Annotated in this window: 18 protein-coding genes; 12 read left to right on the top strand and 6 right to left on the bottom strand. The window is 65.0% G+C overall.

Features of this window, described 5'->3' with window-relative positions:
* Positions 1–8 precede the first annotated feature (8 nt).
* Positions 9–2,114, bottom strand: coding sequence for a M3 family metallopeptidase (locus BLQ58_RS07395; protein ID WP_092595827.1), 2,106 nt, complete (start codon positions 2,112–2,114; stop codon positions 9–11).
* Positions 2,115–2,279: 165 nt separating this feature from the next.
* Complete coding sequence (gene folD / locus BLQ58_RS07390; protein WP_092595825.1) at positions 2,280–3,137, bottom strand: bifunctional methylenetetrahydrofolate dehydrogenase/methenyltetrahydrofolate cyclohydrolase FolD; 858 nt, start codon at positions 3,135–3,137, stop codon at positions 2,280–2,282.
* Positions 3,138–3,292: 155 nt separating this feature from the next.
* On the opposite strand from folD, the gene BLQ58_RS07385 reads away from it, so the two are divergent.
* The gene (locus tag BLQ58_RS07385; RefSeq protein WP_092595823.1) at positions 3,293–3,991 is read left to right on the top strand and encodes a hypothetical protein; all 699 of its coding nucleotides are present in this window, start codon (positions 3,293–3,295) and stop codon (positions 3,989–3,991) included.
* 93 nt (positions 3,992–4,084) lie between these two features.
* Here BLQ58_RS07385 and BLQ58_RS07380 read toward each other — a convergent pair whose 3' ends face one another.
* Positions 4,085–4,717, bottom strand: coding sequence for a response regulator transcription factor (locus BLQ58_RS07380; protein ID WP_092595821.1), 633 nt, complete (start codon positions 4,715–4,717; stop codon positions 4,085–4,087).
* A 141-nt stretch (positions 4,718–4,858) separates the two neighbouring features.
* Positions 4,859–7,471 (bottom strand): PAS domain S-box protein, encoded by a 2,613-nt coding sequence (locus tag BLQ58_RS07375; RefSeq protein WP_092595819.1) that lies wholly within the window; start codon positions 7,469–7,471, stop codon positions 4,859–4,861.
* A 432-nt stretch (positions 7,472–7,903) separates the two neighbouring features.
* Between BLQ58_RS07375 and aceE the strand changes: the two genes are divergently transcribed.
* The 4 genes from aceE (at position 7,904) to lpdA (ending at position 15,012) form a co-directional block, all read left to right on the top strand.
* Positions 7,904–10,591: a pyruvate dehydrogenase (acetyl-transferring), homodimeric type gene (gene aceE / locus BLQ58_RS07370; protein ID WP_092595817.1), complete on the top strand. Its 2,688-nt coding sequence runs from the start codon at positions 7,904–7,906 to the stop codon at positions 10,589–10,591.
* Between the two features lie 202 nt (positions 10,592–10,793).
* Complete coding sequence (gene aceF / locus BLQ58_RS07365) at positions 10,794–12,458, top strand: dihydrolipoyllysine-residue acetyltransferase (RefSeq protein WP_029051239.1); 1,665 nt, start codon at positions 10,794–10,796, stop codon at positions 12,456–12,458.
* A gap of 91 nt (positions 12,459–12,549) precedes the next feature.
* Entirely contained in the window at positions 12,550–13,182 is a 633-nt protein-coding gene (locus BLQ58_RS07360) for an Ntn hydrolase family protein (protein WP_029051240.1), read from the top strand.
* Positions 13,183–13,221: 39 nt separating this feature from the next.
* The gene (gene lpdA, locus BLQ58_RS07355) at positions 13,222–15,012 is read left to right on the top strand and encodes a dihydrolipoyl dehydrogenase (protein ID WP_029051241.1); all 1,791 of its coding nucleotides are present in this window, start codon (positions 13,222–13,224) and stop codon (positions 15,010–15,012) included.
* Between the two features lie 311 nt (positions 15,013–15,323).
* Here the strand turns inward: lpdA and phaP1 are convergent, their stop codons facing one another.
* Positions 15,324–15,902 carry a TIGR01841 family phasin PhaP1 gene (gene phaP1, locus BLQ58_RS07350; RefSeq protein WP_029051242.1) on the bottom strand — a complete coding sequence of 193 codons (579 nt, stop codon included), beginning with the start codon at positions 15,900–15,902 and terminating at the stop codon, positions 15,324–15,326.
* A gap of 468 nt (positions 15,903–16,370) precedes the next feature.
* Here phaP1 and BLQ58_RS07345 point away from each other — a divergent pair, with 468 nt between their 5' ends.
* The 4 genes from BLQ58_RS07345 (at position 16,371) to pbpG (ending at position 20,085) form a co-directional block, all read left to right on the top strand.
* On the top strand, positions 16,371–17,318 hold the full coding sequence (locus tag BLQ58_RS07345) for a histone deacetylase family protein (protein WP_049815906.1): 948 nt from the start codon (positions 16,371–16,373) through the stop codon (positions 17,316–17,318).
* Between the two features lie 122 nt (positions 17,319–17,440).
* Positions 17,441–17,884 (top strand): acyl-CoA thioesterase, encoded by a 444-nt coding sequence (locus tag BLQ58_RS07340; RefSeq protein WP_029051244.1) that lies wholly within the window; start codon positions 17,441–17,443, stop codon positions 17,882–17,884.
* Positions 17,885–17,909: 25 nt separating this feature from the next.
* Complete coding sequence (locus BLQ58_RS07335; protein WP_029051245.1) at positions 17,910–18,605, top strand: nitroreductase; 696 nt, start codon at positions 17,910–17,912, stop codon at positions 18,603–18,605.
* Positions 18,606–18,900: 295 nt separating this feature from the next.
* Entirely contained in the window at positions 18,901–20,085 is a 1,185-nt protein-coding gene (pbpG, locus tag BLQ58_RS07330; protein WP_139186073.1) for a D-alanyl-D-alanine endopeptidase, read from the top strand.
* 105 nt (positions 20,086–20,190) lie between these two features.
* Here pbpG and BLQ58_RS07325 read toward each other — a convergent pair whose 3' ends face one another.
* A complete protein-coding gene (locus BLQ58_RS07325) occupies positions 20,191–20,976 on the bottom strand; it encodes an IclR family transcriptional regulator (RefSeq protein WP_029051247.1) in 786 nt (261 codons plus the stop codon).
* Positions 20,977–21,213: 237 nt separating this feature from the next.
* Between BLQ58_RS07325 and BLQ58_RS07320 the strand changes: the two genes are divergently transcribed.
* Genes BLQ58_RS07320 through BLQ58_RS07310 form a run of 3 tightly spaced genes read left to right on the top strand, consistent with a single transcriptional unit; the run spans position 21,214 to position 23,642 of the window.
* A complete protein-coding gene (locus BLQ58_RS07320) occupies positions 21,214–21,939 on the top strand; it encodes a (Fe-S)-binding protein (protein WP_029051248.1) in 726 nt (241 codons plus the stop codon).
* Positions 21,940–21,966: 27 nt separating this feature from the next.
* A complete protein-coding gene (locus BLQ58_RS07315; protein WP_029051249.1) occupies positions 21,967–23,379 on the top strand; it encodes a LutB/LldF family L-lactate oxidation iron-sulfur protein in 1,413 nt (470 codons plus the stop codon).
* Positions 23,376–23,642, top strand: coding sequence for a hypothetical protein (locus BLQ58_RS07310; protein ID WP_029051250.1), 267 nt, complete (start codon positions 23,376–23,378; stop codon positions 23,640–23,642). Before BLQ58_RS07315 ends, BLQ58_RS07310 begins: the two co-directional genes overlap by 4 nt.
* Positions 23,643–23,703: the final 61 nt, after the last annotated feature.

Raw genomic sequence — 23,703 nt, 5'->3', positions numbered from 1 at the left:
CGACGCGATCAGGCCGCCACTGCCGCCGTGTCGGCCATCCCGCCGTGCCGCAGCAGCGCGTCGATCTGCGGGGTGCGGCCGCGGAAAGCCACGAACGATTCCATGGCCGGGCGGCTGCCGCCCACCGACAGGATCTCCTGCCGGTAACGCGCGCCGGTTGCCGCATCCAGCACGCTGCCCGACAGCTTGGCGGCTTCCTCGAAGGCCGCGTACACGTCGGCCGACAGCACTTCGGCCCACTTGTAGCTGTAGTATCCCGCCGCGTAGCCGCCCGCGAAGATATGGCTGAACGTGTTCGGCCAGCGCGACAGCGGCGACTGCGGCACCACGTGCTTCGCGTCGTTGATCTGGCGCGACAGTTCCAGCACCGACACGTCGCCCTGCGGGTCGTAGTCGGTATGCAGGTGCATGTCGAACGACGAGAGCACGATCTGGCGCAGCGTCATCATGCCGTTCTGGAAGTTCCTGGCCGCCAGCATGCGGTCGAACAGCGCGCGCGGCAGCGGGGCGCCGGAATCCACGTGGGCCGTCATCGTCGACAGCACCTCGTATTCCCAGCAGAAGTTCTCCATGAACTGCGACGGCAGTTCCACGGCATCCCATTCCACGCCGTTGATGCCCGAGACGCCCAGGTCGCCCACCTGCGTGAGCATGTGGTGCAGGCCGTGTCCGAACTCGTGGAACAGCGTGATGACCTCGTCATGCGTGAACTGCGCCGGCTTGCCACCCACGGGCGCCGTGAAGTTGCAGGTCAGGTAGGCCACCGGCGTCTGCACGGTGCCGTTGTCGCGCTCCTTGCGGCCGCGGGCGTCGTCCATCCAGGCGCCGCCGCGCTTGCCTTCGCGCGCGTAGAGGTCGATGTAGAACTGGGCCAGCAGCGCGCCCTGGGGCGACACCACGCGGAAGAAGCGCACATCCTTGTGCCAGGTCTGGGCGGTGTCCGGCTCGATCTTCACCGAGAACAGCTTCTCGACCACGCCGAACAGGCCTTTCAGCACCTGCGGCTCCTGGAAGTACTGCTTGACCTCGTCGTCGGAGAACGCATAGCGCTTCTGGCGCAGCTTTTCCGACGCATAGGCCACGTCCCACGGCTCGATCGTGTCCAGGCCCAGTTCGGCGGCCGCGAACTCGCGCAGTTCCTTCCAGTCGGCTTCGGCGAAGCGGCGGGCGCGGACGGCCAGTTCGTCCAGGAACTTCAGCACGTCGGCCGGCGTTTCGGCCATTTTCGGCACCAGCGAGACTTCGCCGTAGTTGTTGTAGCCGAGCATCCGCGCCTCTTCGCGGCGCAGCGTCAGCTGCTCGCGCATATTCGACGTGTTGTCCCAGTCGGGCTGGCCGTTGTTGTACTGCGGGCCCAGTTCCGAGGCGCGCGTGACGCTGGCCTGGTACATGGTCTGGCGCAGCGCGCGGTCATCGGCGTACTGGAGCACCGGGAAGTACGACGGGAAGTGCAGCGTGAATTTCCAGCCGGGCTTGCCATCCTTTTCGGCGGCCAGCCTTGCGGCTTCCTGCGCGTCGGCCGGGATGCCAGCCAGGCGCTTCTCGTCGTCGACGTAGAGCGCATAGGCGTTCGTGGCATCGAGCACGTGATCCGAAAATGCCTTCGACAGCTGGGCCTGCTGCTCCTGGATCTCGGCAAAGCGCGGCTTCTGGTCTTCGGGCAGCTCGGCGCCACCCAGGCGGAAACCGCGCAGCTCGTTTTCGAGCAGTTGCTTGCGGGCCGGCGACAGCCCGCCGAATTCCGGGCCGGCCGCCACGGCCTTGTATTTCTCGTACAGGGCCAGGCTCTGACCCAGCGACGACCAGAATTCGGTCATGCGCGGCAGGTTGTCCGAGTGAGCCTTGCGCAACTCGGGCGTATCGGCGACGGCGCTCAGGTGGCCCACCACGCCCCAGGCACGGCCCAGCGGTTCGGTGGCGGTTTCCAGTGCCTCGACGGCGGTTTTCCACGAAGCCGGCGTCTCCGGAGCCTCGGCGCGCGCGACGGCCGCCTCGGCCTGCGCCAGCAGCACATCCAGCGCTGGGCCGATGTGCTCGGGGCGGATCTCGGCAAAGCGCGGCAGGTCCGCGAAGTCCAGCAACGGGTTGTTGGCGCGGTCGGTGGTATCAGTCATGACAATTCCCGGTTGGCGTGCCGCCGTCGAAAAATGCCATGCGGGCATGGCGGCACGATTACCTGTGCAAGATGAGGCCTTTAGGGCCAAATATCCAGTACGACTTTGCTATCAGGATGATTGAGGCGCGGCGCGCGCGCCATCGGGACCCATCCCGATCATTCGTCAGGCCAGGCCAGCCCGGCGCTCGGCCGCTTCCAGCGTGTTGATCAGCAGCATCGTGATCGTCATCGGGCCAACGCCACCCGGCACGGGCGTGATGTGGCCGGCTACCTCGCGCACGCCGGCAAAGTCCACGTCGCCGCACAGCTTGCCGGCATCGTCGCGGTTCATGCCCACGTCGATGACCACGGCGCCCGGCTTGACCATGTTGGCGGTGATGATGTTGCGGCGGCCCACGGCGGCCACGATGACGTCGGCGTCACGGGTGTGCGCCGTCAGGTCGCGCGTCTTGCTGTTGCAGATCGTCACGGTTGCACCGGCCTGCAGCAGCAGCATCGCCATCGGCTTGCCCACGATGTTCGAGGCGCCCACCACCACGGCACGGGCGCCGCGCAGCGGGTACTGGATCGATTCCAGCATCTTCATGCAGCCGTAAGGCGTGCACGGGCGGAACAGCGGGGCGCCGGTCATCAGCGCGCCGGCGTTGGCCACGTGAAAGCCGTCCACGTCCTTTTCGGGGGCAATGGCTTCGAGCACCTTGTGGCTGTCGATATGCTTGGGCAGCGGCAGCTGCACCAGGATGCCGTGGATCTTCGGGTCGTTGTTCAGCGCGTCGATGCGGGCCAGCAGGTCGGCTTCGGACAGGTCGGCCGGATAGCGGTCCAGCGACGAGTAGAAACCGTTGTCCTCGCAGGCCTTGACCTTGTTGCGCACATAGACCTGGCTGGCGGGATCCTCGCCCACCAGCACCACGGCGAGCCCGGGCTGGTGGCCGGCGGCGGTCAGGCGGGCGGCGCGCTGGGCGGCTTCGGCACGGATTTGTTTGGCAAGGGCGTTACCGTCGATCAATTGGGCGGACATGGGCGTACGTGACTGGAAAGGCTGAGAAGAAGGCGCCGCGCGCCACGCTGCAGGGCGGGCGCGTGCAAAACCCGGATTATAAAGGCTTGGCACGATTCGGCGCCGCCTTGACCGGATGCAAGCGGAGACAGGCTGGCGACTGCTAGCATCCGCCGATGGACATAGACGATTCTTCAATTCCGGAACTGCTGGCGACCTGGCCGCTACCGACCCTGGCCGTGGCAGTGCTGGTCTGGGCGATCTCGCAGCGGCCGTGGCTGGTGCTGCGCCGCGAGCCGATCCAGCATGCCTGGCTCGGGACGCTGGTGTTCCTGGCGCTGCTCTGGACGGCGCGGGCCACACTGGGCGGCGGGGTGGTGATCCAGTTGATGGGCGCGACGCTGGCCGTGACGATGTTCGGCCTGCCGATGGCGCTGGTGACACTGGCCATCGCCAACGTGATCTCGCTGATCGGGCTTGCCTACCTGGCCGGGCAGGCGTGGCAGGACATCCACTGGGTCTCGCTGGCGCCGCGCTTTATCTGGATGGCGGCGGTGCCTGCGCTGGTCACGGCCGGCCTGCAGGCCACTTTGCGGCACTGGCTGCCGCGGCACCTGTTCATCTTCATCCTGGGCCACGGGTATTTTGCCGCGCTGGTGGCGGCCATCGTGGCGGGGGTGCTGCGGCTGGCCTGGCTCATGCTGGCCGGACACGGGGGAGAGGCCGGGCTGACCGTGGGCGACTGGCTGACCGGCGTGGTGATCATCGCCTTCGGCGAGGCCTTCCTGACCGGCATGCTGGTGGCCATCTTCGTCATCTACCGCCCGCAATGGGTGGTGACGTTCACCGACGCGGAATACCTGGAGGGAAAGTAGGGGGCGGACCGGGCTGGGCCGGACCCAGCAGGGTCGGCGCCGGCCGTGGTGTGGCAATGCACGGGCAGCCGGCGCGTCGGGGATGTTGCCCGATCAGCTGTTGCGCGACAGGGCCAGTCGCAGCAGGTCGGCCACCGTGTTGACGTTGAGCTTTTCCATGATGTTGGCGCGGTGCGCCTCCACGGTCTTGATGGAAATGCCCAGGTCGTCGGCGATCTGCTTGTTCAGGCGGCCGGCCACGATGCGTTCCAGCACCTGCTGCTCGCGCGTGGTCAGCTTGGACAGCAGGTCCTTGGCGGCGCGCTGTTCGCGGGCGGCGGAATGGTCGGTGCGGGCCTTCTGCAGCATCCGTTCCACCAGCGCGCGCAGTTCGGACTCATCGAACGGCTTTTCGATGAAGTCGATCGCGCCGCGCTTCATCGTCGACACCGCCATCGGCACATCGCCATGGCCGGTAATGAAGACGATCGGGATGTCGATGTTCTCGGCGATCATGCGTTCCTGCAGCTCCGGACCGCTCATGCCGGGCATGCGCACGTCCAGGATCAGGCAGGCCACCGAACCGGTGTCGTAGGCGGACAGGAACTGCTCGGCGCTGTTGAAGCTGCGCACCTGGTAGCCGTTGCCCTCTAGCAGCCAGGTCAGCGAGTCGCGCATCGCTTCATCGTCGTCGACGATGAAGACGGTCTCGCCACGATGCGGCGTTGGGCTGGGCGTTGCGGTCATGAAGTCTCCTGGGGCAAAGTCGTTTGCAACGAAGTGTAACTGCATGCGGCGGCGCGCAACACCCCCAGGCAAATCGTCCGGACGGCCTCCCGATGCCCCGCGGCAGAGGGTCGTCCGGCATGCCCGGGGGCGCTCCCGAGGTTATTGCTCGGGTAGCGCGGGCTGCAGCGGCAGGGTGATTTTAAACGTACAACCGATGCCGTCCACATTGTTTTCCACCCACAGACGGCCCTGGTGGGATTCAATGATCGACCGGCAGATGTTCAGGCCCATGCCCATGCCGTCCGATTTGGTGCTGAAGAACGGCTCGAACAGCCGTTCCTTGGTGGCTTCGTCCACGCCCGGGCCCTGGTCGATCACGTCGATGCAGACCGATTGGCCGAACTCGACGTTTTCGACCCGCGCATGGAGCCTGACCACGCCGGCCGCGCGCATCGCCGGCAGGCCGGCCATGGCTTCCACGGCGTTCTTGAGCAGGTTGACCAGCACCTGCTCGATCAGCACCGGGTCCACATACAGCATCAATGGCGGGGCGGGCAGGCGCGTCAGGATGGTCACGCGGCGGCGCGTGGCTTCCAGGTCGGCCAAGCCCACGGCGTCGGCCACGATGTCGTGCAGGGCGGCCTCGCGCCGCTGGGGCTGGCTGCGCTTCACGAAGCCGCGGATGCGGCTGATGATGGTGCCGGCCCGCACGGCCTGGGCCGACGTCTTTTCCAGCACCGGGATCAGGTCTTCCGGCGTGCTGCGGCCCGAATGCAGGCGCGCCACGGCACCCATGCAGTAGTTGTTGATGGCGGCCAGCGGCTGGTTCAGCTCGTGCGCCAGCGACGACGCCATCTCGCCCATGGTGGTCAGGCGGCTGGTGAACTGCAGGCGTTCCTCGTGCTGGCGCGCCATTTCCTCGGCGGCCTTGCGGACCGTGATGTCGGTGGCGATCTGCATCTGCGCCAGGTGGCCGTCCACCCACTGGATATAGCGGCGGCGCACTTCAAACCATTTCTGCATGTCCGGCACGAACACTTCCCGGGCGTCGGACGCGTACGGCATCAGCTCCGAGGCGGGCAGGCCGGCATAGGCGTCGACGAAGTCGGTGTTGTCACTCGACATCTGTTCCTTGTCGAAGTCGTCGCCGGCCAGTTTCAGGTGCCCCTCTGCCTCCCAGCCGAACAGCTGGCGGTAATAGCGGTTGGCGAACAGCAGTTCGGCCTTGTCGGTGGCCAGCACCGACACCGCGGCGTCCAGGCTTTCCAGCACCGTCGTGAAGCGGTCGTGCGCGGCGGCCAGTTCCTCGCGGGCGCGCTTGGGCTCGGTGATGTCCGTCATCGAGCTCATCCAGCCCGTATGGCGGCCGCGGCTGTCCACCAGCGGCGACACGTACATCCGCGCGAAGAAGCTGCTGCCGTCGCGGCGCATCACGCGCATTTCGTAGCCGGTGGCCGGCGACTTGCCCTGCAGCGTCAGGTCGATCTGCTTCTGCATCTCCTGCTGGTCGTTGGGCGGCCAGTAGGGGAAGGGCGGGATGCGGCCCACCAGTTCGGGCTCGGACCACCCGGTCATGCGGCAGAACGCCGGGTTCACGTAGGTGATGCGGCCGTTCAGGTCCAGCGCCCGCAGCCCGATCAGCATCGAGTTTTCCATCGCGCGCCGGAACGATGTCTCGGCCAGCAGCGCGCGCTGCGCCTCGGAGCGCCGGCTGGTGTGCCGCCACATGCTCCAGAGGCTCCAGAGCAGGAAGCACGACAGCCCCACCACCAGCCACAACAGCATGTTGTTGGGCAGGTTCGATGGGGGCGGATAGGCATCGGCGCGCAGCGACAGCGAATGGCCCGGCGGGTCGAGCAGCACCTCGTAGGACAGCGCATTGCCCGGCACCGGGCGCACCGACGTGCTGGCGCGCGTCTGGTTGTTCTTGTCGATCAGCGAAAAGCGGTACCGCTCGGTCAGCTCGGGCGGCAGCAGGTGGGTCAGGATGCCGTTGATCGAATAGAGCGCCCCGAGCGTGCCCAGGAACTCGTTGTCGCGCACGATCGGCACTTCCATCAGCATGAAGCTGTCGCCGCGGTCGTTGGTAAGCGGGCGGGAATAGACCACGCGCTGGGTCTCGCGGGCGGCGTCGAAGGTGTCCAGCACCTCGGGTTCCAGCGGCTGGTCGACGGTTTCACGTAGCCGTCCGGCGAATTCGGACGTCGACGGCAGCGACCAGCGGCCACGCTTGGTGGCGTCGAGCCAGTTGATGAAAACGATTTCGGGGTTTTCGCGCAGGATTTCCTGGGCGGCGGTGCGGTAGGCGCCCTGGTCCAGCTGCGCGGCGGCGATGTCGCGCGCCAGCGAGGCCATCTGGTCCTGGTTGCTCAGCAGGGATAGCCGAACCCGCTGCTGGGCCCAGGCGGCATCGCGGTACAGCGAGTCGCGCTGCTGCTGGCGCTCGGTCTCGTGCAGCGACCACAGGATGACGCCCATCGCGACGGTAAACAGCACGATGGCCACCAGCGGAATGAACATGAACCAGCTGGTCGCCACCAGATTGCGCCAGCGCATGATCCACAGGCGGCGCGGCGGCGCGGCCAGCGGCTCCATGACGTCGGCGTGATCGACGTGTTCAGGATGGTCGTCGTGACCGACATGCGAATCGCCATGGCCCGCGCGCGCCACGCCGGGCGCAACGCCCTGGGCGGAATCGCTGACGGTACCGGCGGAATTCGGTGGCAGGATGGCCATTCGCAGGCCAGAGAGGATTCGGTCGAAGAACTGCATAGGGGATTGACGGTCAGCCGAACAGTGTATCGGCTTTATTGCGGTGCGTCGCTTGGGGAAAGCGCCTATCCGGCACCGCCGGATTCGGAAATCCGCAGACGGTTTTCCGGCTTGGCCATGCGGTTTCTGGTGCACTGCCGCAATATTTCACATTATAAGAAATGACTTCGTAATCTGAAAATTTAGCTTGTCAGCCGTTGCTGTGCTTCCATAGAATCGCTTCGACCGAACAATGCGGGCGGAGCCATGTGCTTGAGCCGATGAGGATCCGGGCGACGCGACCCGATGCGAAAGATCCCGGTCCTGGCCATTGAACCGATGCCAGGGCCACGAGGCAAGGGCTCCGCTGCGACGTCAACACCGTCAGACCGGCCAACCGAGATCCGCCATACCGGGCGGGCGCCGGGGCAGGAATTTACCCAGGAGACAGTCATGTCCGCTGTACCAGAGCAGATCCTCGGCGCCAGCAGCGCCAACGACGCAGATCCCCAGGAAACGCATGAATGGCTTGACGCCCTGCAGGGCGTCCTGAACGCGGAAGGCTCCGACCGCGCCGCCTTCCTGATCGACAAGCAGATCGAATACGCACGCGTGAACGGCGTGACGCAGCCGTTCCACGCCGAAACGCCGTACATCAACACCATTCCGGTGGAACAGCAGGCACGCATTCCAGGCGACCAGGACATCGAGCACCGCATCCGCTCGTACACGCGCTGGAACGCGATGGCCATGGTGCTGCGCGCCAACAAGAACACCAACGTCGGCGGCCATATCTCGTCGTTCGCCTCGGCGGCCACGCTCTATGACGTGGGCTACAACCACTTCTGGCGCGCCCCGTCGGAACAGAGCGGCGGCGATCTGGTCTTCGTGCAGGGCCACTCGGCTCCGGGCGTGTACTCGCGCGCCTTCCTGCTGGGCCGCCTGACGGTCGAACAGCTCGACAACTTCCGCCAGGAAGTGGACGGCAAGGGCATCTCGTCGTACCCGCACCCGTGGCTGATGCCGGATTTCTGGCAGTTCCCGACCGTGTCGATGGGCCTTGGCCCGATCATGGCCATCTACCAGGCCCGCTTCATGAAGTACCTGGGCAGCCGTGGCCTGGTGAACACCGAGGGCCGCAAGGTCTGGGCCTTCCTGGGCGATGGCGAGACCGACGAGCCGGAATCGCTGGGCGCGATCGGCATGGCCGGCCGCGAGAAGCTGGACAACCTGGTCTTCGTGATCAACTGCAACCTGCAGCGTCTGGACGGCCCGGTGCGCGGCAACGGCAAGATCATCCAGGAACTGGAATCGGAATTCCGCGGTTCGGGCTGGAACGTGATCAAGGTGGTGTGGGGCAGCCGCTGGGACCAGCTGCTGCAGCGCGACACCAAGGGCCTGCTGATGAAGCGCATGATGGACTGCGTGGACGGCGAGTACCAGACCTTCAAGGCCAAGGACGGCGCCTACGTGCGCGAGCACTTCTTCAACACGCCGGAACTGAAGGCCATGGTGGCCGACTGGTCCGACGATGACATCTGGCGCCTGAACCGTGGCGGCCATGATCCGCACAAGGTGTACGCGGCCTACAAGGCGGCCAGCGAGCACAAGGGCCAGCCGACGCTGATCCTGGCCAAGACCATCAAGGGCTATGGCATGGGCGATGCCGGCCAGGCCATGAACGTGGCGCACCAGCAGAAGAAGATGCCGGTGGACGCCATCCGCGCGTTCCGCGACCAGTTCAACATTCCGGTGCCGGACGACAAGCTCGAAGAAGTCCCGTACCTGACCTTCGAGGAAGGCTCGAAGGAACTGGAATACATGCGCCAGGCGCGCATGAACCTGGGCGGCTACCTGCCGGCCCGCCGCCAGAAGGCCGACGCGCTGAAGGTGCCCGAGCTGTCGGCGTTCGACGCGCTGCTGAAGGCCACCGGCGAAGGCCGCGAAGTGTCCACCACGATGGCCTTCGTGCGGATCCTGAACACGCTGCTCAAGGACAAGCAGATCGGCCGCCACGTGGTGCCCATCGTGCCGGACGAATCGCGCACGTTCGGCATGGAAGGCCTGTTCCGCCAGGTTGGTATCTGGAACCAGGAAGGCCAGAAGTACGTGCCGGAAGATCACGACCAGCTGATGTTCTACAAGGAATCGCAGACGGGTCAGGTGCTGCAGGAAGGCATCAACGAAGCCGGCGCCATGTGCGACTGGATCGCCGCGGCCACGTCGTATTCGACGCACGGCGTGCAGATGATCCCGTTCTACATCTACTACTCGATGTTCGGCATCCAGCGTATCGGCGACCTGTGCTGGGCCGCTGCCGACATGCGCTCGCGCGGTTTCCTGCTGGGCGGCACGTCGGGCCGGACCACGCTGAACGGCGAAGGCCTGCAGCACGAGGACGGCCACTCGCACGTGTTCCACGCCGTGATCCCGAACTGCATCTCGTACGACCCGACGTTCCAGTACGAGCTGGCCGTGATCATGCAGGACGGCCTGCGCCGCATGTATGCCGAACAGGAAGACGTGTATTACTACCTGACGGTGATGAACGAGAACTACGAACATCCGGAAATGCCGGCTGGCGTGGAAAAGGACATCGTCAAGGGCATGTACCAGTTCCGCAAGGGCGTGGAAAACAGCAATGCGCCGCGCGTGCAGCTGCTGGGTTCGGGCACGATCTTCCGCGAGGTGATCGCCGCCGCCGAGATGCTCAAGAAGGACTGGGGCGTGGAATCGGATATCTGGAGCTGCCCGAGCTTCACCGAACTGGCCCGCGAAGGCCAGGCCGTGGAGCGCCATAACCTGCTGCACCCGACGGAAGCGCCGCGCGAGTCGTTCGTGGCCCAGAAGTTGAAGGGTGTGCGTGGCCCGGTCATCGCATCCACCGACTACATCCGCGCGTTCGCCGAGCAGATCCGTCCGTTCGTGCCGCGCCGCTACGTGGTGCTGGGCACCGACGGCTTCGGCCGCTCGGATACCCGCGAGAAGCTGCGTCACTTCTTCGAAGTGGACCGCAACTGGGTGACGGTGGCCGCGCTGAAGGCGCTGGCCGACGAAGGTGCGATCGGTCGCGAAAAGGTGGCGGAAGCCATCAAGAAGTACAACCTCGACCCGAGCAAGCCGAACCCGATGTCGGTCTGATTCCCCGGACTTGCACGACTGAACCCCCGCAGCGCGGCAACCCGCCGCGCCGCGGGCGCCCCCGGCTGGCCCGGCGGTGCCCGGCGGCGCAGGTGATGCGCGGCAGCGTGACAGATGCGTGCGGCGAGAGTAACCTCGCCGATTGCGTTTGTCGTGTTGAGCGTAACGAACCAGGGTGCCGGCTGCCCAGGAGAGACACTGAATGAGTCAAGCGATTGAAATCAAGGTGCCGGACATCGGCGACTACGACGCCGTTCCCGTCATCGAAGTGCATGTGAAGCCGGGCGACCAGATCAACGCGGAAGACGCGCTGGTCACGCTGGAATCGGACAAGGCCACCATGGACGTGCCGTCGCCGCAGGCCGGCACGGTCAAGGAAGTCAAGATCAAGGTGGGCGACAACGTGGCCGAAGGCAGCGTCCTGGTCATGCTGGAGCCTGCCGGCGCCGGCGCCGCCGCCGCTCCGGCTCCGGCCGCCGCATCGGCCCCGGCACCGGCACCTGCCGCCGCTGCTGCGGCTCCGACGCCCGCCGCACAGGCGCCTGCCCCCGCAGCCGCGCCGGCTGGCGGTGGTACGGTAGAAGTCAAGGTGCCGGACATCGGCGACTACGACGCCGTCCCCGTCATCGAAGTCCACGTGAAGCCGGGCGACCAGATCAACGCGGAAGACGCGCTGGTGACGCTGGAGTCCGACAAGGCCACGATGGACGTGCCGGCCCCGCAGGGTGGCACCGTCAAGGAAGTCAAGGTCAAGGTCGGCGACAACGTGGCCCAGGGCACGCTGATCCTGATCCTGGAAGCCGCTGGCGGCGCCGCCGCAGCCCCGGCTCCGGCAGCAGCCCCCGCTGCCGCCCCGGCCCCGGCTGCTGCTGCACCGGCACCCGCGCCGGCTGCCGCCGCCCCGGCCCCGGCTCCCGCCGCTGCGCCGGCCCAGGGCGTGACCGGCAAGGCCGCCCACGCCAGCCCGTCCGTGCGCAAGTTCGCACGTGAACTGGGTGTGGACGTGGCGCGCGTGCCGGGCTCGGGTCCGAAGGGCCGTATCACCCAGCAGGACGTGCAGAACTTCGTCAAGGGCGTGATGTCGGGCCAGACCGCTGCCCCGGCGGCCGCTGCCGGCGGTGGGTCGGGCGTCGGCCTGGACCTGCTGCCGTGGCCGAAGGTCGATTTCACGCGCTTCGGCGAAGTGGAATCGAAGCCGCTGTCGCGCATCAAGAAGATCTCGGGCGCCAACCTGCACCGCAACTGGGTGATGATCCCCCACGTCACGAACTGCGACGAGGCCGATATCACCGACCTGGAAGCGTTCCGCGTGCAGCTGAACAAGGAAAACGAGAAGGCCGGCATCAAGGTCACGATGCTCGCGTTCATGATCAAGGCCACCGTGGCGGCGCTGAAGAAGTTCCCGAACTTCAATGCATCGCTGGACGGCGACAACCTCGTGCTGAAGAAGTACTTCAACATCGGTTTCGCCGCCGACACGCCGAACGGCCTGGTCGTGCCGGTGATCAAGGACGCCGACAAGAAGGGCGTGATCGAGATCAGCCAGGAGATGGGCGAGCTGGCCAAGCTGGCGCGCGACGGCAAGCTCAAGCCGGACCAGATGCAGGGCGGCTGCTTCTCGATCTCGTCGCTGGGTGGCATTGGCGGCACATACTTCACGCCGATCATCAATGCGCCGGAAGTGGCCATCATGGGCGTTTGCAAGTCGTACATGAAGCCAGTCTGGGACGGCAAGCAGTTCGCGCCGCGCCTGACGCTGCCGCTGTCGCTGTCGTGGGACCACCGCGTGATCGACGGCGCCGAGGCGGCGCGCTTCAATACGTACTTTGCGGCGCTGCTGGCGGACTTCCGTCGCATTCTTCTCTAAGCGGTGGCTAAAGATTTTGCTTCATCTTGAAGCAACCGCAACGCGCACCGGCCGGGCCGGTGTGCGGATAGCCGAGTAAGGGGGGCGAGCCATGACTACCTGCGTTGTCGTACGCAAGGGTGACGAGGTGGCGATCGCGGCCGATGCGCTGGTGACGTTCGGCGATACGCGCCTGTCGCGTGCCTACGAGCGCAACCAGAAGGTGATTCCCGTGGGCGAGAGCTTCGTCGCGCTGGCGGGCACCACCGCGCATTTCCCGGTCATGCGCGCACTGTTGACGGGCATGGGCGACGAATGCCGCCTGATGACCCGCGACGACGTGTTCCGAACCTTCCTCAAGGTGCATGAAAAGCTCAAGAACGAGTACTTCATCAACACCAAGGAAGACGAGGACGACCCCTACGAGTCATCGCAGATCGTTTGCCTGATCGCGAATCCGGGCGGCATTTTTGGCGTTTATTCCTACCGCGAGGTGTTTTCGTTCGACCGTTTCTGGGGCATTGGCTCGGGCCGCAACTATGCGCTCGGGGCCATGCACGCGGTGTACGACCGGCCCGAAATGGGCGCCGGCGACATTGCGCGGATCGGGGTCGACGCGGGAATCGAATTCGACAAGAGCTCGGCGGGCCCGATCGACGTGCACACGGTGAAGATTCTTGCGGCACCCCATGAGACGCCCCAGCAGCCCGGCGGCGCGGAAACCAACAAAGACGGCGCGGCCTGAACCCGGAGCGGGCAGGGCGCGCATCCCAGGAGGAAAAGCATGAGTGTGATCGAAGTCAAGGTGCCGGATATCGGCGATTTCGACGCGGTGGAAGTGATCGAGGTGCTGGTCAAGGCCGGCGACACGGTCGAGGAAGAGCAGTCGCTGATCGTGCTCGAGAGCGACAAGGCCAGCATGGAAGTGCCGTCGTCGGCCACCGGCAAGGTGGTGGACGTCAAGGTGAAGGTTGGCGACAAGGTGGCCAAAGGCACGGTGATCTGCACGGTGGAAGGCGGCGCGGCCGCCGCCCCGGCGCCGGCGCCCGCCGCGGCACCTGCTCCGGCGGCTGCTCCGGCCCCGGCTGCGGCCGTTGCGCCGGCGGCAGCCCCCACGGCCGCCAAACACAGCGGCAGCGCCGACATCCAGTGCGACATGCTGGTGCTTGGCGCCGGCCCCGGCGGCTACTCGGCCGCCTTCCGTTCGGCCGATCTGGGCATGAACACGGTGCTGGTCGAGCGTTACGGCTCGCTGGGCGGCGTCTGCCTGAACGTCGGCTGCATCCCGTCGAAGGCACTGCTGCACAACGCAGCGGTGATCGACGAGGCGAAGGCCCTGGCCGCGCACGGCATCCTGTTCGGCGAAGCCAAGATCGACCTGGACGGCCTGCGTCATTACAAGGAATCGGTGGTCAGCAAGCTGACCGGCGGCCTGGCCGGCATGGCCAAGTCGCGCAAGGTACAGGTGGTGCGCGGTATCGGCACGTTCCTGGACCCGCATCACCTTGAAGTGCAGGAAACCGAAGGTGATGCCAAGGCCACCACGGGCAAGAAGACCGTGATCCGGTTCGAGAAGGCCATCATCGCGGCCGGCAGCCAGGCCGTGAAGCTGCCGTTCATCCCTGAAGATCCGCGTATCTTCGATTCGACCGGCGCGCTGGAACTGCGCGACATCCCGAACAAGATGCTCGTGATCGGCGGCGGCATCATCGGCCTGGAAATGGCCACCGTCTACAGCACGCTGGGTGCGCGCATCGACGTGGTGGAAATGCTCGATGGCCTGATGCAGGGTGCGGACCGCGACCTGGTCAAGGTCTGGGACAAGATGAACAAGCATCGCTTCGACAACGTGATGCTGAAGACCAAGACGGTCGGCGTGGAAGCCAAGCCGGACGGCATCTACGTCAAGTTCGAAGGCGAGGGTGCCCCGGCCGAACCGGTTCGCTACGACGCCGTGCTGGTGTCGGTGGGCCGCACGCCGAACGGCAAGAAGATCGGCGCCGAGAAGGCCGGCGTGGCCGTGACCGACCGTGGCTTCATCGACGTGGACAAGCAGCTGCGCACCAACGTGCCGCATATTTTCGCGATTGGCGACATCGTTGGCCAGCCGATGCTGGCGCACAAGGCCGTGCATGAAGCCCACGTGGCCGCCGAGGCCGCGCATGGCGAGAAGGCGTACTTCGACGTCAAGCAGATTCCGTCGGTGGCCTACACCGATCCGGAAGTGGCATGGGCCGGCCTGACCGAAGACCAGTGCAAGGCGCAGGGCATCAAGTATGGCAAGGGCGTGTTCCCGTGGGCCGCTTCGGGCCGCGCCATCGCCAATGGCCGTGACGAAGGCTTTACCAAGCTGATTTTCGACGAGGAAACCCATCGCATTATCGGCGGCGGTATCGTCGGCACCCATGCGGGCGACCTGATCAGCGAAGTGTGCCTGGCCATCGAGATGGGCGCCGATGCCGTGGATATCGGCAAGACCATCCACCCGCACCCGACGTTGGGCGAGTCGATCGGCATGGCCGCCGAGATCTACGAAGGCGTCTGCACGGACGTGCCGCCGCCGCGCAAGCGTTGATCGGCCTCCTCGACACCGACGAAGCCCGCCGTCCGGCGGGTTTCTTTTTGGCGGATTACTCAATTAACCGCCAAGAAAATGCGGCGCCGGCAGGCGGGCGAAAAAAACCCGGCAACCTGCTTGCAGGGCCGGGCCGAACGATACCTTTTGGAATCGGTACCGAGGAGACATCGGTACAGGGCGATGGACGATGGCGATGGTGCCGCCTCTTGTCCACGCTTGCCGTTGGCAAAGCACCCATCCTGGCGGGCAGGGCGAGGATGCTTTGCCAACGGACCGGCCGAAGCCGGTACGCTGGAGAACTACGGTGCTTAGGCAGCAGCAGCCGACTTCTTGGCGGCGGTGCGGGCCGTTGCGCTGGCTTGCTGGGCAGCCTTGGTGGCGGCGGTGGCAGCAGCCTGGAAGTTGGTTTCGGCCATTTCAACAGCCTGCTTGGTGGCCTTCTGGACCGACTCGTAGGCGTTGTTGGCAGCCGAGATGGCCGACTTCACGATGGCCACGGTCGATTCCGAACCGGCCGGGGCGTTCTTGGCGAAGTTGTCGACCAGGGCTTGCACGTTCTTCGTGCCTTCGGCCAGCTGGGCTTCGGCAACCTTCGTGAACTCGCTTTGGGTTTCCGAAGCGATTTCGTACAGGTGACGGGTGTAGGCCAGGGTCTTTTCGGCAACCGGCTGCACCAGGGCAGCCTGGATGGCCAGCAGTTCCTGGGCATCCTTGGCGCCAAGGGCCTTCTTGGCGTTGTCGACGTTCTCGGCGAACGTGGCCTTGACCACTTGCAGGTTCAGCTCAACGAGCTTCTCGACGCCTTCGAAGGCCTTCGAGGTCAGACCGAACAGGGTCTCGAGGTTGGCTTTTTGTGCAGCTGCAACTTGTTCCGGGGTCAGGATCATTGCTGGTCTCCAGTGGTGAACTTCAAGGTCAAGCAAAATTAAAATTAAGCCGCCCAGATGTCAGGGCCATGACTTCAGTGTCTGGCCAGCCCGAGCGTACCTTCGTATGTCCGTCGGCGTTTTCCGAGATTCTCGGTCTTTGATGCGCCGCAACAATTCCAATTCTAAGCAAGGCAAATTGGGTGTCAAGCGGTTTTTGTGCGGCGCACCAAAAATACCGGGGGATTTTCCTTCGGAAGGGCATTTCGGGCCACTATCCCGCCATGGGTAAGGGTTTGTCCCGATCTAGGGCGGGCGTCGCGGAGGTGGTGCGATGCGAGAAAAACGGGTGTTTCACACGCCTTGCGGCATCGCCACGGGTCCAGTGCTGAAGTCGGTGCTACCATCGCTGACTGTCCGGTCGGGAAATGACTGCAACGCGTCACTTGCCGACCAAGCTTCCAGCGCCCCGACCCCCCACGCGCCCCGATGTTCGCCTTCTACGCCGACCACTTCGTCCTGCCGCTGCCCCCTGGGCATCGCTTTCCCATGCGCAAGTACGGCATGCTGCGCGATGCCGTGGTTCGTGAGGTGCCCGGGCTCCAACTGCATGAAGCACCGCGTGCTGGCGACGATGCGTTGGCGCTGGCCCATTCGGCCGACTACATCGCCGATGTTTCGGCGGGGCGGCTGGACCCGGCACGCCAGCGCGAGATTGGCTTCCCCTGGTCGCACGAAATGGTGGAGCGTTCGCGCCGGTCCGCCGGCGCCACGATCGCGGCGTGCCGCACCGCACTGACGCAGGGCATCGCGGTCAACCTGGCTGGCGGCACGCACCACGCCTACGCCGACAAGGGCGGCGGCTTCTGCGTGTTCAACGACGCCGCCATCGCCGCGCGCCAGTTGCAGCGCGATGGCCAGGTGCGGCGTGTGGCGGTGATCGATCTTGATGTCCATCAGGGGAACGGCACGGCCTCGATCCTGCGCGACGACCCATCGGTGTTCACGCTGTCGCTCCATGGCGAGAGGAACTACCCGTTCCGCAAGGAGGCCAGCGACCTCGATGTCGGGTTGCCCGATGGCTGCGACGACGACACCTATGCCGCCGCGCTCGCCGGAGCGCTCGAATCACTGCAGGCGCGCTTTGCTCCCGACCTGCTGATCTACCTCGCCGGCGCCGATCCGCATGAAGACGACCGGCTGGGGCGCCTGCGGCTGACCATGGCAGGCCTGGCCCGGCGCGACAGCATGGTTTTCGACTTTGCCCTGGCGCGCCGGCTGCCGATCGCCGTGGCGATGGCGGGCGGCTATGGCAACCAGATAGAAAACACCGTGGCTGTACACACGCAAACCGTCGCACTGGCGGCGGCCTGTCACACCCGTTACGGCGCACTGGATGCCGGCCTTTCGTCGCCCATGTCGGCGGCGGCCGCATGATGGCTTCGATGCATCGTAAAAAATTTGGAACCTTGTGGCATACCGTGCGCTCATACGGTCCTCGCATGTGGCTGCTGCGGCGCTGATCCCGTTTCGCTCAATGTTGTCCTGAACCGATTCCAATGAAGCCTGAACCCGATCGCCGTAGTGCGTACGCGCACTTTCAGCCCATCACGACGCGTTGGATGGATAACGATGTGTATGGCCACGTGAACAACGTTGTCTACTACAGTTACTTTGATACCGTCGTGAATGCGTACCTGATCCGGGAAGGCGTGCTCGACATCGAAGCCGGTGCCACGATCGGCCTCGTCATCGAAACGCAGTGCAACTACTTCTCGTCGCTAAGCTTTCCCGACACGGTCGTGGCGGGTCTGCGCGTGGCGAAGCTGGGTAATTCGAGCGTGCGCTATGAAGTGGGGCTGTTCCGCAACGACGAGGATGTGGCGGCGGCGCAGGGGCATTTCGTGCACGTATACGTGGATCGCGAAACGCGCAGGCCGGTGGCGTTGCCGCCGGCGTTGCGCGAGGCATTGCAGGCGCTGGTCGTAGGCCAGCCACAATGAACAAGATTTGAGGAGACCACAGAGCATGTCGCAAGCAGATGACGCCGCGATTGTTGATCGCGCCATCACGACACGCCGTTCGGTTCGGGCGTTCCTGGATACACCGGTGCCGCGCGAAACCATCGAGGAAATTCTTGCTGTCGCCAGCCGGGCGCCGTCGGGCACGAATACGCAGCCCTGGAAGGTTTACGTGCTGGCGGGCGATGCCAAGGCGCGCTTCTGCGCGGATGTGCTGGCCGCTTACGACGACCCCGACCGCGACGCCAAGTACCGCGAGGAATATCCCTACTATCCGCGCGAGTGGGTGGACCCGTACCTGTCGCGCCGCCGCAAGGTGGGCTGGGACCTGTACAGCCTGCTGGAGATCAAGCGCGAGGACAAGGCGCGCATGCACGAGCAGCACGCCCGCAATTTCCGCTTCTTCGATGCGCCGGTCGGCCTGATCTTCACCATCGATCGGATCATGGAGCAGGGCAGCTGGCTCGATTACGGCATGTTCCTGCAAAGCATCATGGTGGCAGCGCGCGCACGCGGGCTCGATACCTGTCCGCAAGCCGCGTTCACGCAGTTCCACGCGATCATCAAGCAGCACTTGCTGCTGACCGAGGAGGAAATGGTGGTGTGCGGCATGTCGCTCGGTTATGCCGACCCGGGCGCGACAGCCAATCAATTGACAACCGAACGTGAACCAGTCAGTGGGTTCGTGCGTTTCCTCTCCTGAATTGCCCTGACAGATATCAGGATTCCGCCATGCAGACCGTTATCGACAGGAACCGGCAGGAAACAAGGCGTCGTGACCTGCCCTGTGGCCGACGACGATGGCGTGACGCCTGAGACTCAGCACGTTAAAAACTGTTGTATTTGCGTTAGCAGTGATGTGATTTATATGGCTCTTTTCCCGCAATGCGGAAATGTTTGCGAATGAAACTTTAAAGAGCCGCTGTAAGTCATTAATCTTGCTAAGAATTTCTTAATTTCCTACACTAGCGCCATTCCGTATTCGCGCTGAACAGATCATGTTCCGGACCGATTCCTTCATGTCCCGACTCTTTGGCCTTCCTCAACTGACCGCTATCGCCACGTCGGCGCTGGTGTCGGTTGCCCTGCTGGCCGCGCCGGCAGCGTACGCATCGACGAAGTCGACTGCGACGAAAACTTCCTCCAAAAAGACCGAAAAGTCCGCAAAACCCACCAAAAAGGTGGCTTCTGCGAAAGCGGAGGCGTCTCCACGCAAAGTGATTGTCGTCAGGAACGGCAAACGCACCGTGGTGGCCAGCCGTGCCGCGCCGGTGCGCGCCGCGTTCGTGCCGGCCAAACCGTCGCTGGGCGAGGCGATGGGCCTGCGGGACACCGAGGACGCCCTCTCTCTGCGTTCGTCGGTGGCGCTGGTCATGGATCAGAACACCAACGAGGTGCTGTTCCAGAAAAATCCGACAGCGGTGCTGCCGATTGCCTCGATCACCAAGCTGATGACAGCGCTGGTGGTGATGGACTCGCACCTGCCGATGGATGAAATGCTGACGGTGAGCGAGGACGACCGCGACACCGAGAAGCACAGCAGCTCGCGCCTGCGCTTCGGCACGACGCTGACGCGCCACGAGATGCTGCTGCTGGCGCTGATGTCGTCGGAAAACCGCGCCGCGTCGGTGCTGGGCCGCAGCTACCCGGGTGGCCTGCCGGCTTTCGTGGGGGCGATGAACAAGAAGGCACGCGAGCTGGGCATGAACGACAGCCACTTCGTCGATTCGAGCGGCCTGTCGAGCAGCAATGTGTCGAGCGCGATGGATCTGGCTCGCCTGGTCAACGCGGCTTACCGCAACCCGACCATCCGCGAATTCTCGACGCAGCCGGAGCACGAGGTCAGCGTGTCGGGTCGCACGATGCACTACGTCAGCACCAACCGCCTGGTACGTGGCGGCAGCTGGGATATCGGCCTGCAGAAGACCGGCTATATCTCGGAAGCTGGCCAGTGCCTGGTCATGCAGACCCGCGTGAACGATCGCAACGTGGTGATGGTGTTCCTGGACTCTGTGGGCAAGCTGTCGCGCTTTGCCGATGCCACGCGCGTGCGCAACTGGCTTGAGCATCAACCGCCGTCGGCAGGGGGCCAGCCGCGCCCTTTCCCGTCAACGCCCAATCTTACGCAGGGTCCTAGATCCCCTGCGGCGGTCCTGGTATCGCAGCAGTCGCATGGCACCTGAGCGGTAGCCATTGCGCCATGGAAAACGCGCCGTGGGGTGTCAGCCCCCGGCGCGTTCTTTTTTGCCCGGCCGACGTGGCCGTCGAGCCGACGATGACGGTGCAGGTCAGGCGGTAGGTTCGGGCACGTAGCCCATGCCGCGCGAAATCTGCAGCGCGGTCTCCTTGAGATTCTGCAGCCAGCTGTCCTGCAGCCGGTCGGCCGGGGCCGACAGCGACAAGCCTGCCACGAGCCGGCGGGAGTCGTCATAGATACCCGCGGCGATGCAACGCACGCCCAGTTCCAGTTCCTCGTTGTCGCGCGCATAGCCGTTCGAACGCACCCACCCCAGTTCGCGTTCGAGCTTGGCCAGATCGGTGATCGACGTGCGCGTATGGCCGGCCAGACCGGTGCGGGTGGCATAGGTGCGCACGCGCGTGGCTTCGTCGGCGGCCAGGAACAACTTGCCCACCGATGTGAGGTGCAGCGGGGCGCGGCCGCCAATGGCGCGCACGACCTGCATGCCCGAGCGTTCGCTGTAGGCGCGCTCGATGTAGACGATTTCGTCGCCCTGGCGCACCGACAGGTTCACGGTCTGCCCCGTCACGCGATGCAGCGCCCGCATCGGCGCCAGCGCCGCGTCACGAACCGAGAGCCGTGCCTTGACCAGGTTGCCCAGTTCCAGCAGCCGCATGCCGAGCCGGTAACTGCCGGGATCGGAGCGGTCGACAAAGCGGCAGGCCACCATGTCGTTCAGGATGCGGTGCGCGGTGGACGGGTGCAGGCCGGTGGCCAGCGACAGCTCTTTCAGGCTGACGGGATCCGCGTGCTGGGCCAGCGCGTCCAGCAGCGTCATCATGCGCTCGATCACCTGGATCGAGGTCTTGCCGGGTGACTTGTCTGCTTCTGCCATGTGGAAATGTTGCCGTGCGGCAAATTAAGCGTTTGCCTGATTCTATCTCGCATCGTGAAAATTTCAACAGGTGAAACGTGATTTTCGAGATTTCCTTCGATTGATGCGGCCTGGCGCCCGGCGGGTCATGAGCCACTTTGCACCGCCCGATGAACAGGATTGCGGCGCCGGATGCCCGCAGCGGTGGGGCAAAGGGGCATAATCACGGGGTTTCAGGGTCTGGATAAAGAAAACGCCATGCGAATCGGACTGTTCGCCACCTGTCTGGTGGACCTCATGCGCCCCGAGATCGGGTTTTCGGTGCTGAAGCTGCTGGAATCGGCTGGCTACGAGGTGATGGTGCCCGAGGCGCAGACCTGCTGCGGTCAACCCGCGTACAACTCGGGCGAGCGCGCCGTGTCGCGCGATCTGGCCGAGAAATTCCTGCGTGAATTCGAGATGTTCGACTATGTGGTGGTGCCGTCGGGCTCTTGCGGCGGCATGATCCGCCACCACTACCACGACCTGCTGCGCGACGACCCCGAGCTGAACGGCCGCTACGAGCGACTGCGCGAACGCGTGTTCGAACTGACCGATTTCCTGGTCAACGTGGCGAAGATCGACAAGCTCGATTCCAGCTTTGCCGGCCATATCACCTATCACGATTCGTGCTCGGGCCTGCGCGAACTGGGCGTCAAGCAACAGCCACGCGCCTTGCTGGGCAAGCTGCCCGCCGTGCAGCTGACCGAGATGAAGGACTGCGAGGCCTGCTGCGGTTTCGGCGGTACGTTTTCGGTCAAGTACGGCAATATCTCCACGGCGATCGTCGACGAGAAATGCGCCAACATCAAGGCCAGCGGTGCCGACGCCGTGGTGCTGGGCGACCTGGGCTGCATGTTGAATATCGAAGGCCGGCTGCGCCGCTCGGGCGATGCGCAGACGCGCGTGCTCCATATCGCACAGGTGCTGGCCGGCGACGCCTGACACTGCGAACTTTCAAGAGAGCCCCAGATGCAAGTGCACAGCATGGAATTCAAGGCGCGCGCCGGGCAGAAGCTGGCCGATCAGCGTCTGCAGCAGAACCTCAAGAAGCTTTCGACGAAATTCGTGACGGCCCGTGCCGACGCCATCCGCGACATCGACTTCGACGCCACCCGCGCCGCGCTGAAAGAGCGCCGCAACCGCGCACTGGAAAACCTCGACGTCTGGCTGGCCACTTTTGAAGAAAATGCGACCCGGCGTGGCGCCACGGTGCTGTTTGCCGAGACTACGGCCGACGCCGCCCGGCTGGTCGCCGAGATCGCCCAGAAGCATGGCGTGAAGAAGGTCATCAAGAGCAAGTCGATGGTGACCGAGGAAATGCGCCTGAACCAGGTGCTGGGCGAGATGGGCGTGCAGAGCATCGAGACCGATCTGGGCGAGTACATCCTGCAGATCAACGATGCCGAACCGCCGTCGCACATCATTGCGCCGGTGATCCACAAGGACAAGGACGAGATTGCCGACCTGTTTGCCAAGGTCCACAACAAGCCGCGCCTGACCGACATTCCCGAGATGACGCGCGAGGCGCGCGAAGTGCTGCGCCCCGAGTTCCTCTCCGCCGACATGGGCGTGACAGGCGGAAACTTCATCATCGCCGAGACCGGCTCCGTGGCGGTGGTCACCAACGAAGGCAACGAGGGCATGTGCACGATCATGCCGCGCGTGCACGTGGCCGTGACGGGCATCGAGAAGGTCTTGCCGACGCTGGAAGACCTGGCCACTGTGATGCGGCTGCTGCCGCGCTCGGCCACGGGCCAGGCGATCTCGAACTACTTTTCGCTGCTGACCGGGCCGCGTGCGGAGGGCGAGCGGGATGGCCCGGAGCACATGTACTTCGTGCTGGTGGATGGCGGGCGTAGCGGGCTGATCGGTGGCGAATTCCAGGAGATGCTTCGCTGCATCCGTTGCGGCGCGTGCATGAACCACTGCCCCGTGTACCAGAAGATCGGCGGCCATGCGTACGGTTGGGTCTATCCCGGTCCGATGGGTAGCGTGCTGACGCCCAGCTATGTCGGCCTGGCCAATGCGGTGGATCTGCCGCAGGCCGCCACGCTGTGTGGCGAATGCAACCGGGTGTGTCCGGCATCGATTCCGCTGTCGGACCTGCTGCGCAAGCTGCGCGAGAAGCAGATGGAGCGCCACCTGCGCCCGTGGCAGGAGCGCGTGGCGCTGCAGGTCTGGGGCTACGTGGCCCGGCGCCCGGACTTGTACGCCTTTGTCGCACGGATTGGGGCGCGTATGCTGTCACGCATGGGTGGCCGCAGCAAGCTGATTGCCAGCCTGCCCATGGCGGGCAAGGGCTGGACCGAAACACGAGACATGCCGGCCCCGAGCGGCCGCACGTTCCGCGAGCTATACAAGGAAAGGAGGGCGCGTTCATGAGCGCCAATCAGGAAACGCTGGCCGTCATGCGCCAGGCGCTGGAAGCCCATCTGGCCGGCACGCTGCCTGCCGGCGAGCTGATCGCCCGGTGGCGGGCTGCCGCACCGTCGCTGACGCTGCCACCCGTGTTCGGACAAGCAATGGAGGAATTGCTACGTCGGATGGAGATGGCGGCGGTCTTCGCACAGGACAGCTGCTCGTTTTCGAGCACGGCGGTGACCGATCAGCTCCAACGCTGGCTGGACAAGGCGGCAACTGCCTGAGCGGCGGCCCCGATACTCCGGGTGCCGGCAGGAAGAAGAAAAGCCCGCTTCGGCTTCGAAG

Source organism: Ralstonia sp. 25mfcol4.1, assembly GCF_900104095.1.
Classification (GTDB): domain Bacteria; phylum Pseudomonadota; class Gammaproteobacteria; order Burkholderiales; family Burkholderiaceae; genus Cupriavidus.
This window is presented reverse-complemented; position numbering and strand designations above follow the sequence as displayed.

What these genes read in the sequence shown, in the direction of transcription:
- BLQ58_RS07335 (WP_029051245.1), top strand. Translation starts at nt 17,910, where the DNA reads ATGTCGCAAGCAGATGACGCCGCGATTGTTGATCGCGCCATCACGACA.
- BLQ58_RS07385 (WP_092595823.1), top strand. Translation starts at nt 3,293, where the DNA reads ATGGACATAGACGATTCTTCAATTCCGGAACTGCTGGCGACCTGGCCG.
- BLQ58_RS07325 (WP_029051247.1), bottom strand. Translation starts at nt 20,976, where the DNA reads ATGGCAGAAGCAGACAAGTCACCCGGCAAGACCTCGATCCAGGTGATC.
- BLQ58_RS07315 (WP_029051249.1), top strand. Translation starts at nt 21,967, where the DNA reads ATGCAAGTGCACAGCATGGAATTCAAGGCGCGCGCCGGGCAGAAGCTG.
- BLQ58_RS07395 (WP_092595827.1), bottom strand. Translation starts at nt 2,114, where the DNA reads ATGACTGATACCACCGACCGCGCCAACAACCCGTTGCTGGACTTCGCG.
- phaP1 (WP_029051242.1), bottom strand. Translation starts at nt 15,902, where the DNA reads ATGATCCTGACCCCGGAACAAGTTGCAGCTGCACAAAAAGCCAACCTC.
- aceF (WP_029051239.1), top strand. Translation starts at nt 10,794, where the DNA reads ATGAGTCAAGCGATTGAAATCAAGGTGCCGGACATCGGCGACTACGAC.
- BLQ58_RS07345 (WP_049815906.1), top strand. Translation starts at nt 16,371, where the DNA reads ATGTTCGCCTTCTACGCCGACCACTTCGTCCTGCCGCTGCCCCCTGGG.
- BLQ58_RS07360 (WP_029051240.1), top strand. Translation starts at nt 12,550, where the DNA reads ATGACTACCTGCGTTGTCGTACGCAAGGGTGACGAGGTGGCGATCGCG.
- folD (WP_092595825.1), bottom strand. Translation starts at nt 3,137, where the DNA reads ATGTCCGCCCAATTGATCGACGGTAACGCCCTTGCCAAACAAATCCGT.
- pbpG (WP_139186073.1), top strand. Translation starts at nt 18,901, where the DNA reads ATGTTCCGGACCGATTCCTTCATGTCCCGACTCTTTGGCCTTCCTCAA.
- BLQ58_RS07380 (WP_092595821.1), bottom strand. Translation starts at nt 4,717, where the DNA reads ATGACCGCAACGCCCAGCCCAACGCCGCATCGTGGCGAGACCGTCTTC.
- lpdA (WP_029051241.1), top strand. Translation starts at nt 13,222, where the DNA reads ATGAGTGTGATCGAAGTCAAGGTGCCGGATATCGGCGATTTCGACGCG.
- BLQ58_RS07320 (WP_029051248.1), top strand. Translation starts at nt 21,214, where the DNA reads ATGCGAATCGGACTGTTCGCCACCTGTCTGGTGGACCTCATGCGCCCC.
- aceE (WP_092595817.1), top strand. Translation starts at nt 7,904, where the DNA reads ATGTCCGCTGTACCAGAGCAGATCCTCGGCGCCAGCAGCGCCAACGAC.
- BLQ58_RS07340 (WP_029051244.1), top strand. Translation starts at nt 17,441, where the DNA reads ATGAAGCCTGAACCCGATCGCCGTAGTGCGTACGCGCACTTTCAGCCC.
- BLQ58_RS07310 (WP_029051250.1), top strand. Translation starts at nt 23,376, where the DNA reads ATGAGCGCCAATCAGGAAACGCTGGCCGTCATGCGCCAGGCGCTGGAA.
- BLQ58_RS07375 (WP_092595819.1), bottom strand. Translation starts at nt 7,471, where the DNA reads ATGCAGTTCTTCGACCGAATCCTCTCTGGCCTGCGAATGGCCATCCTG.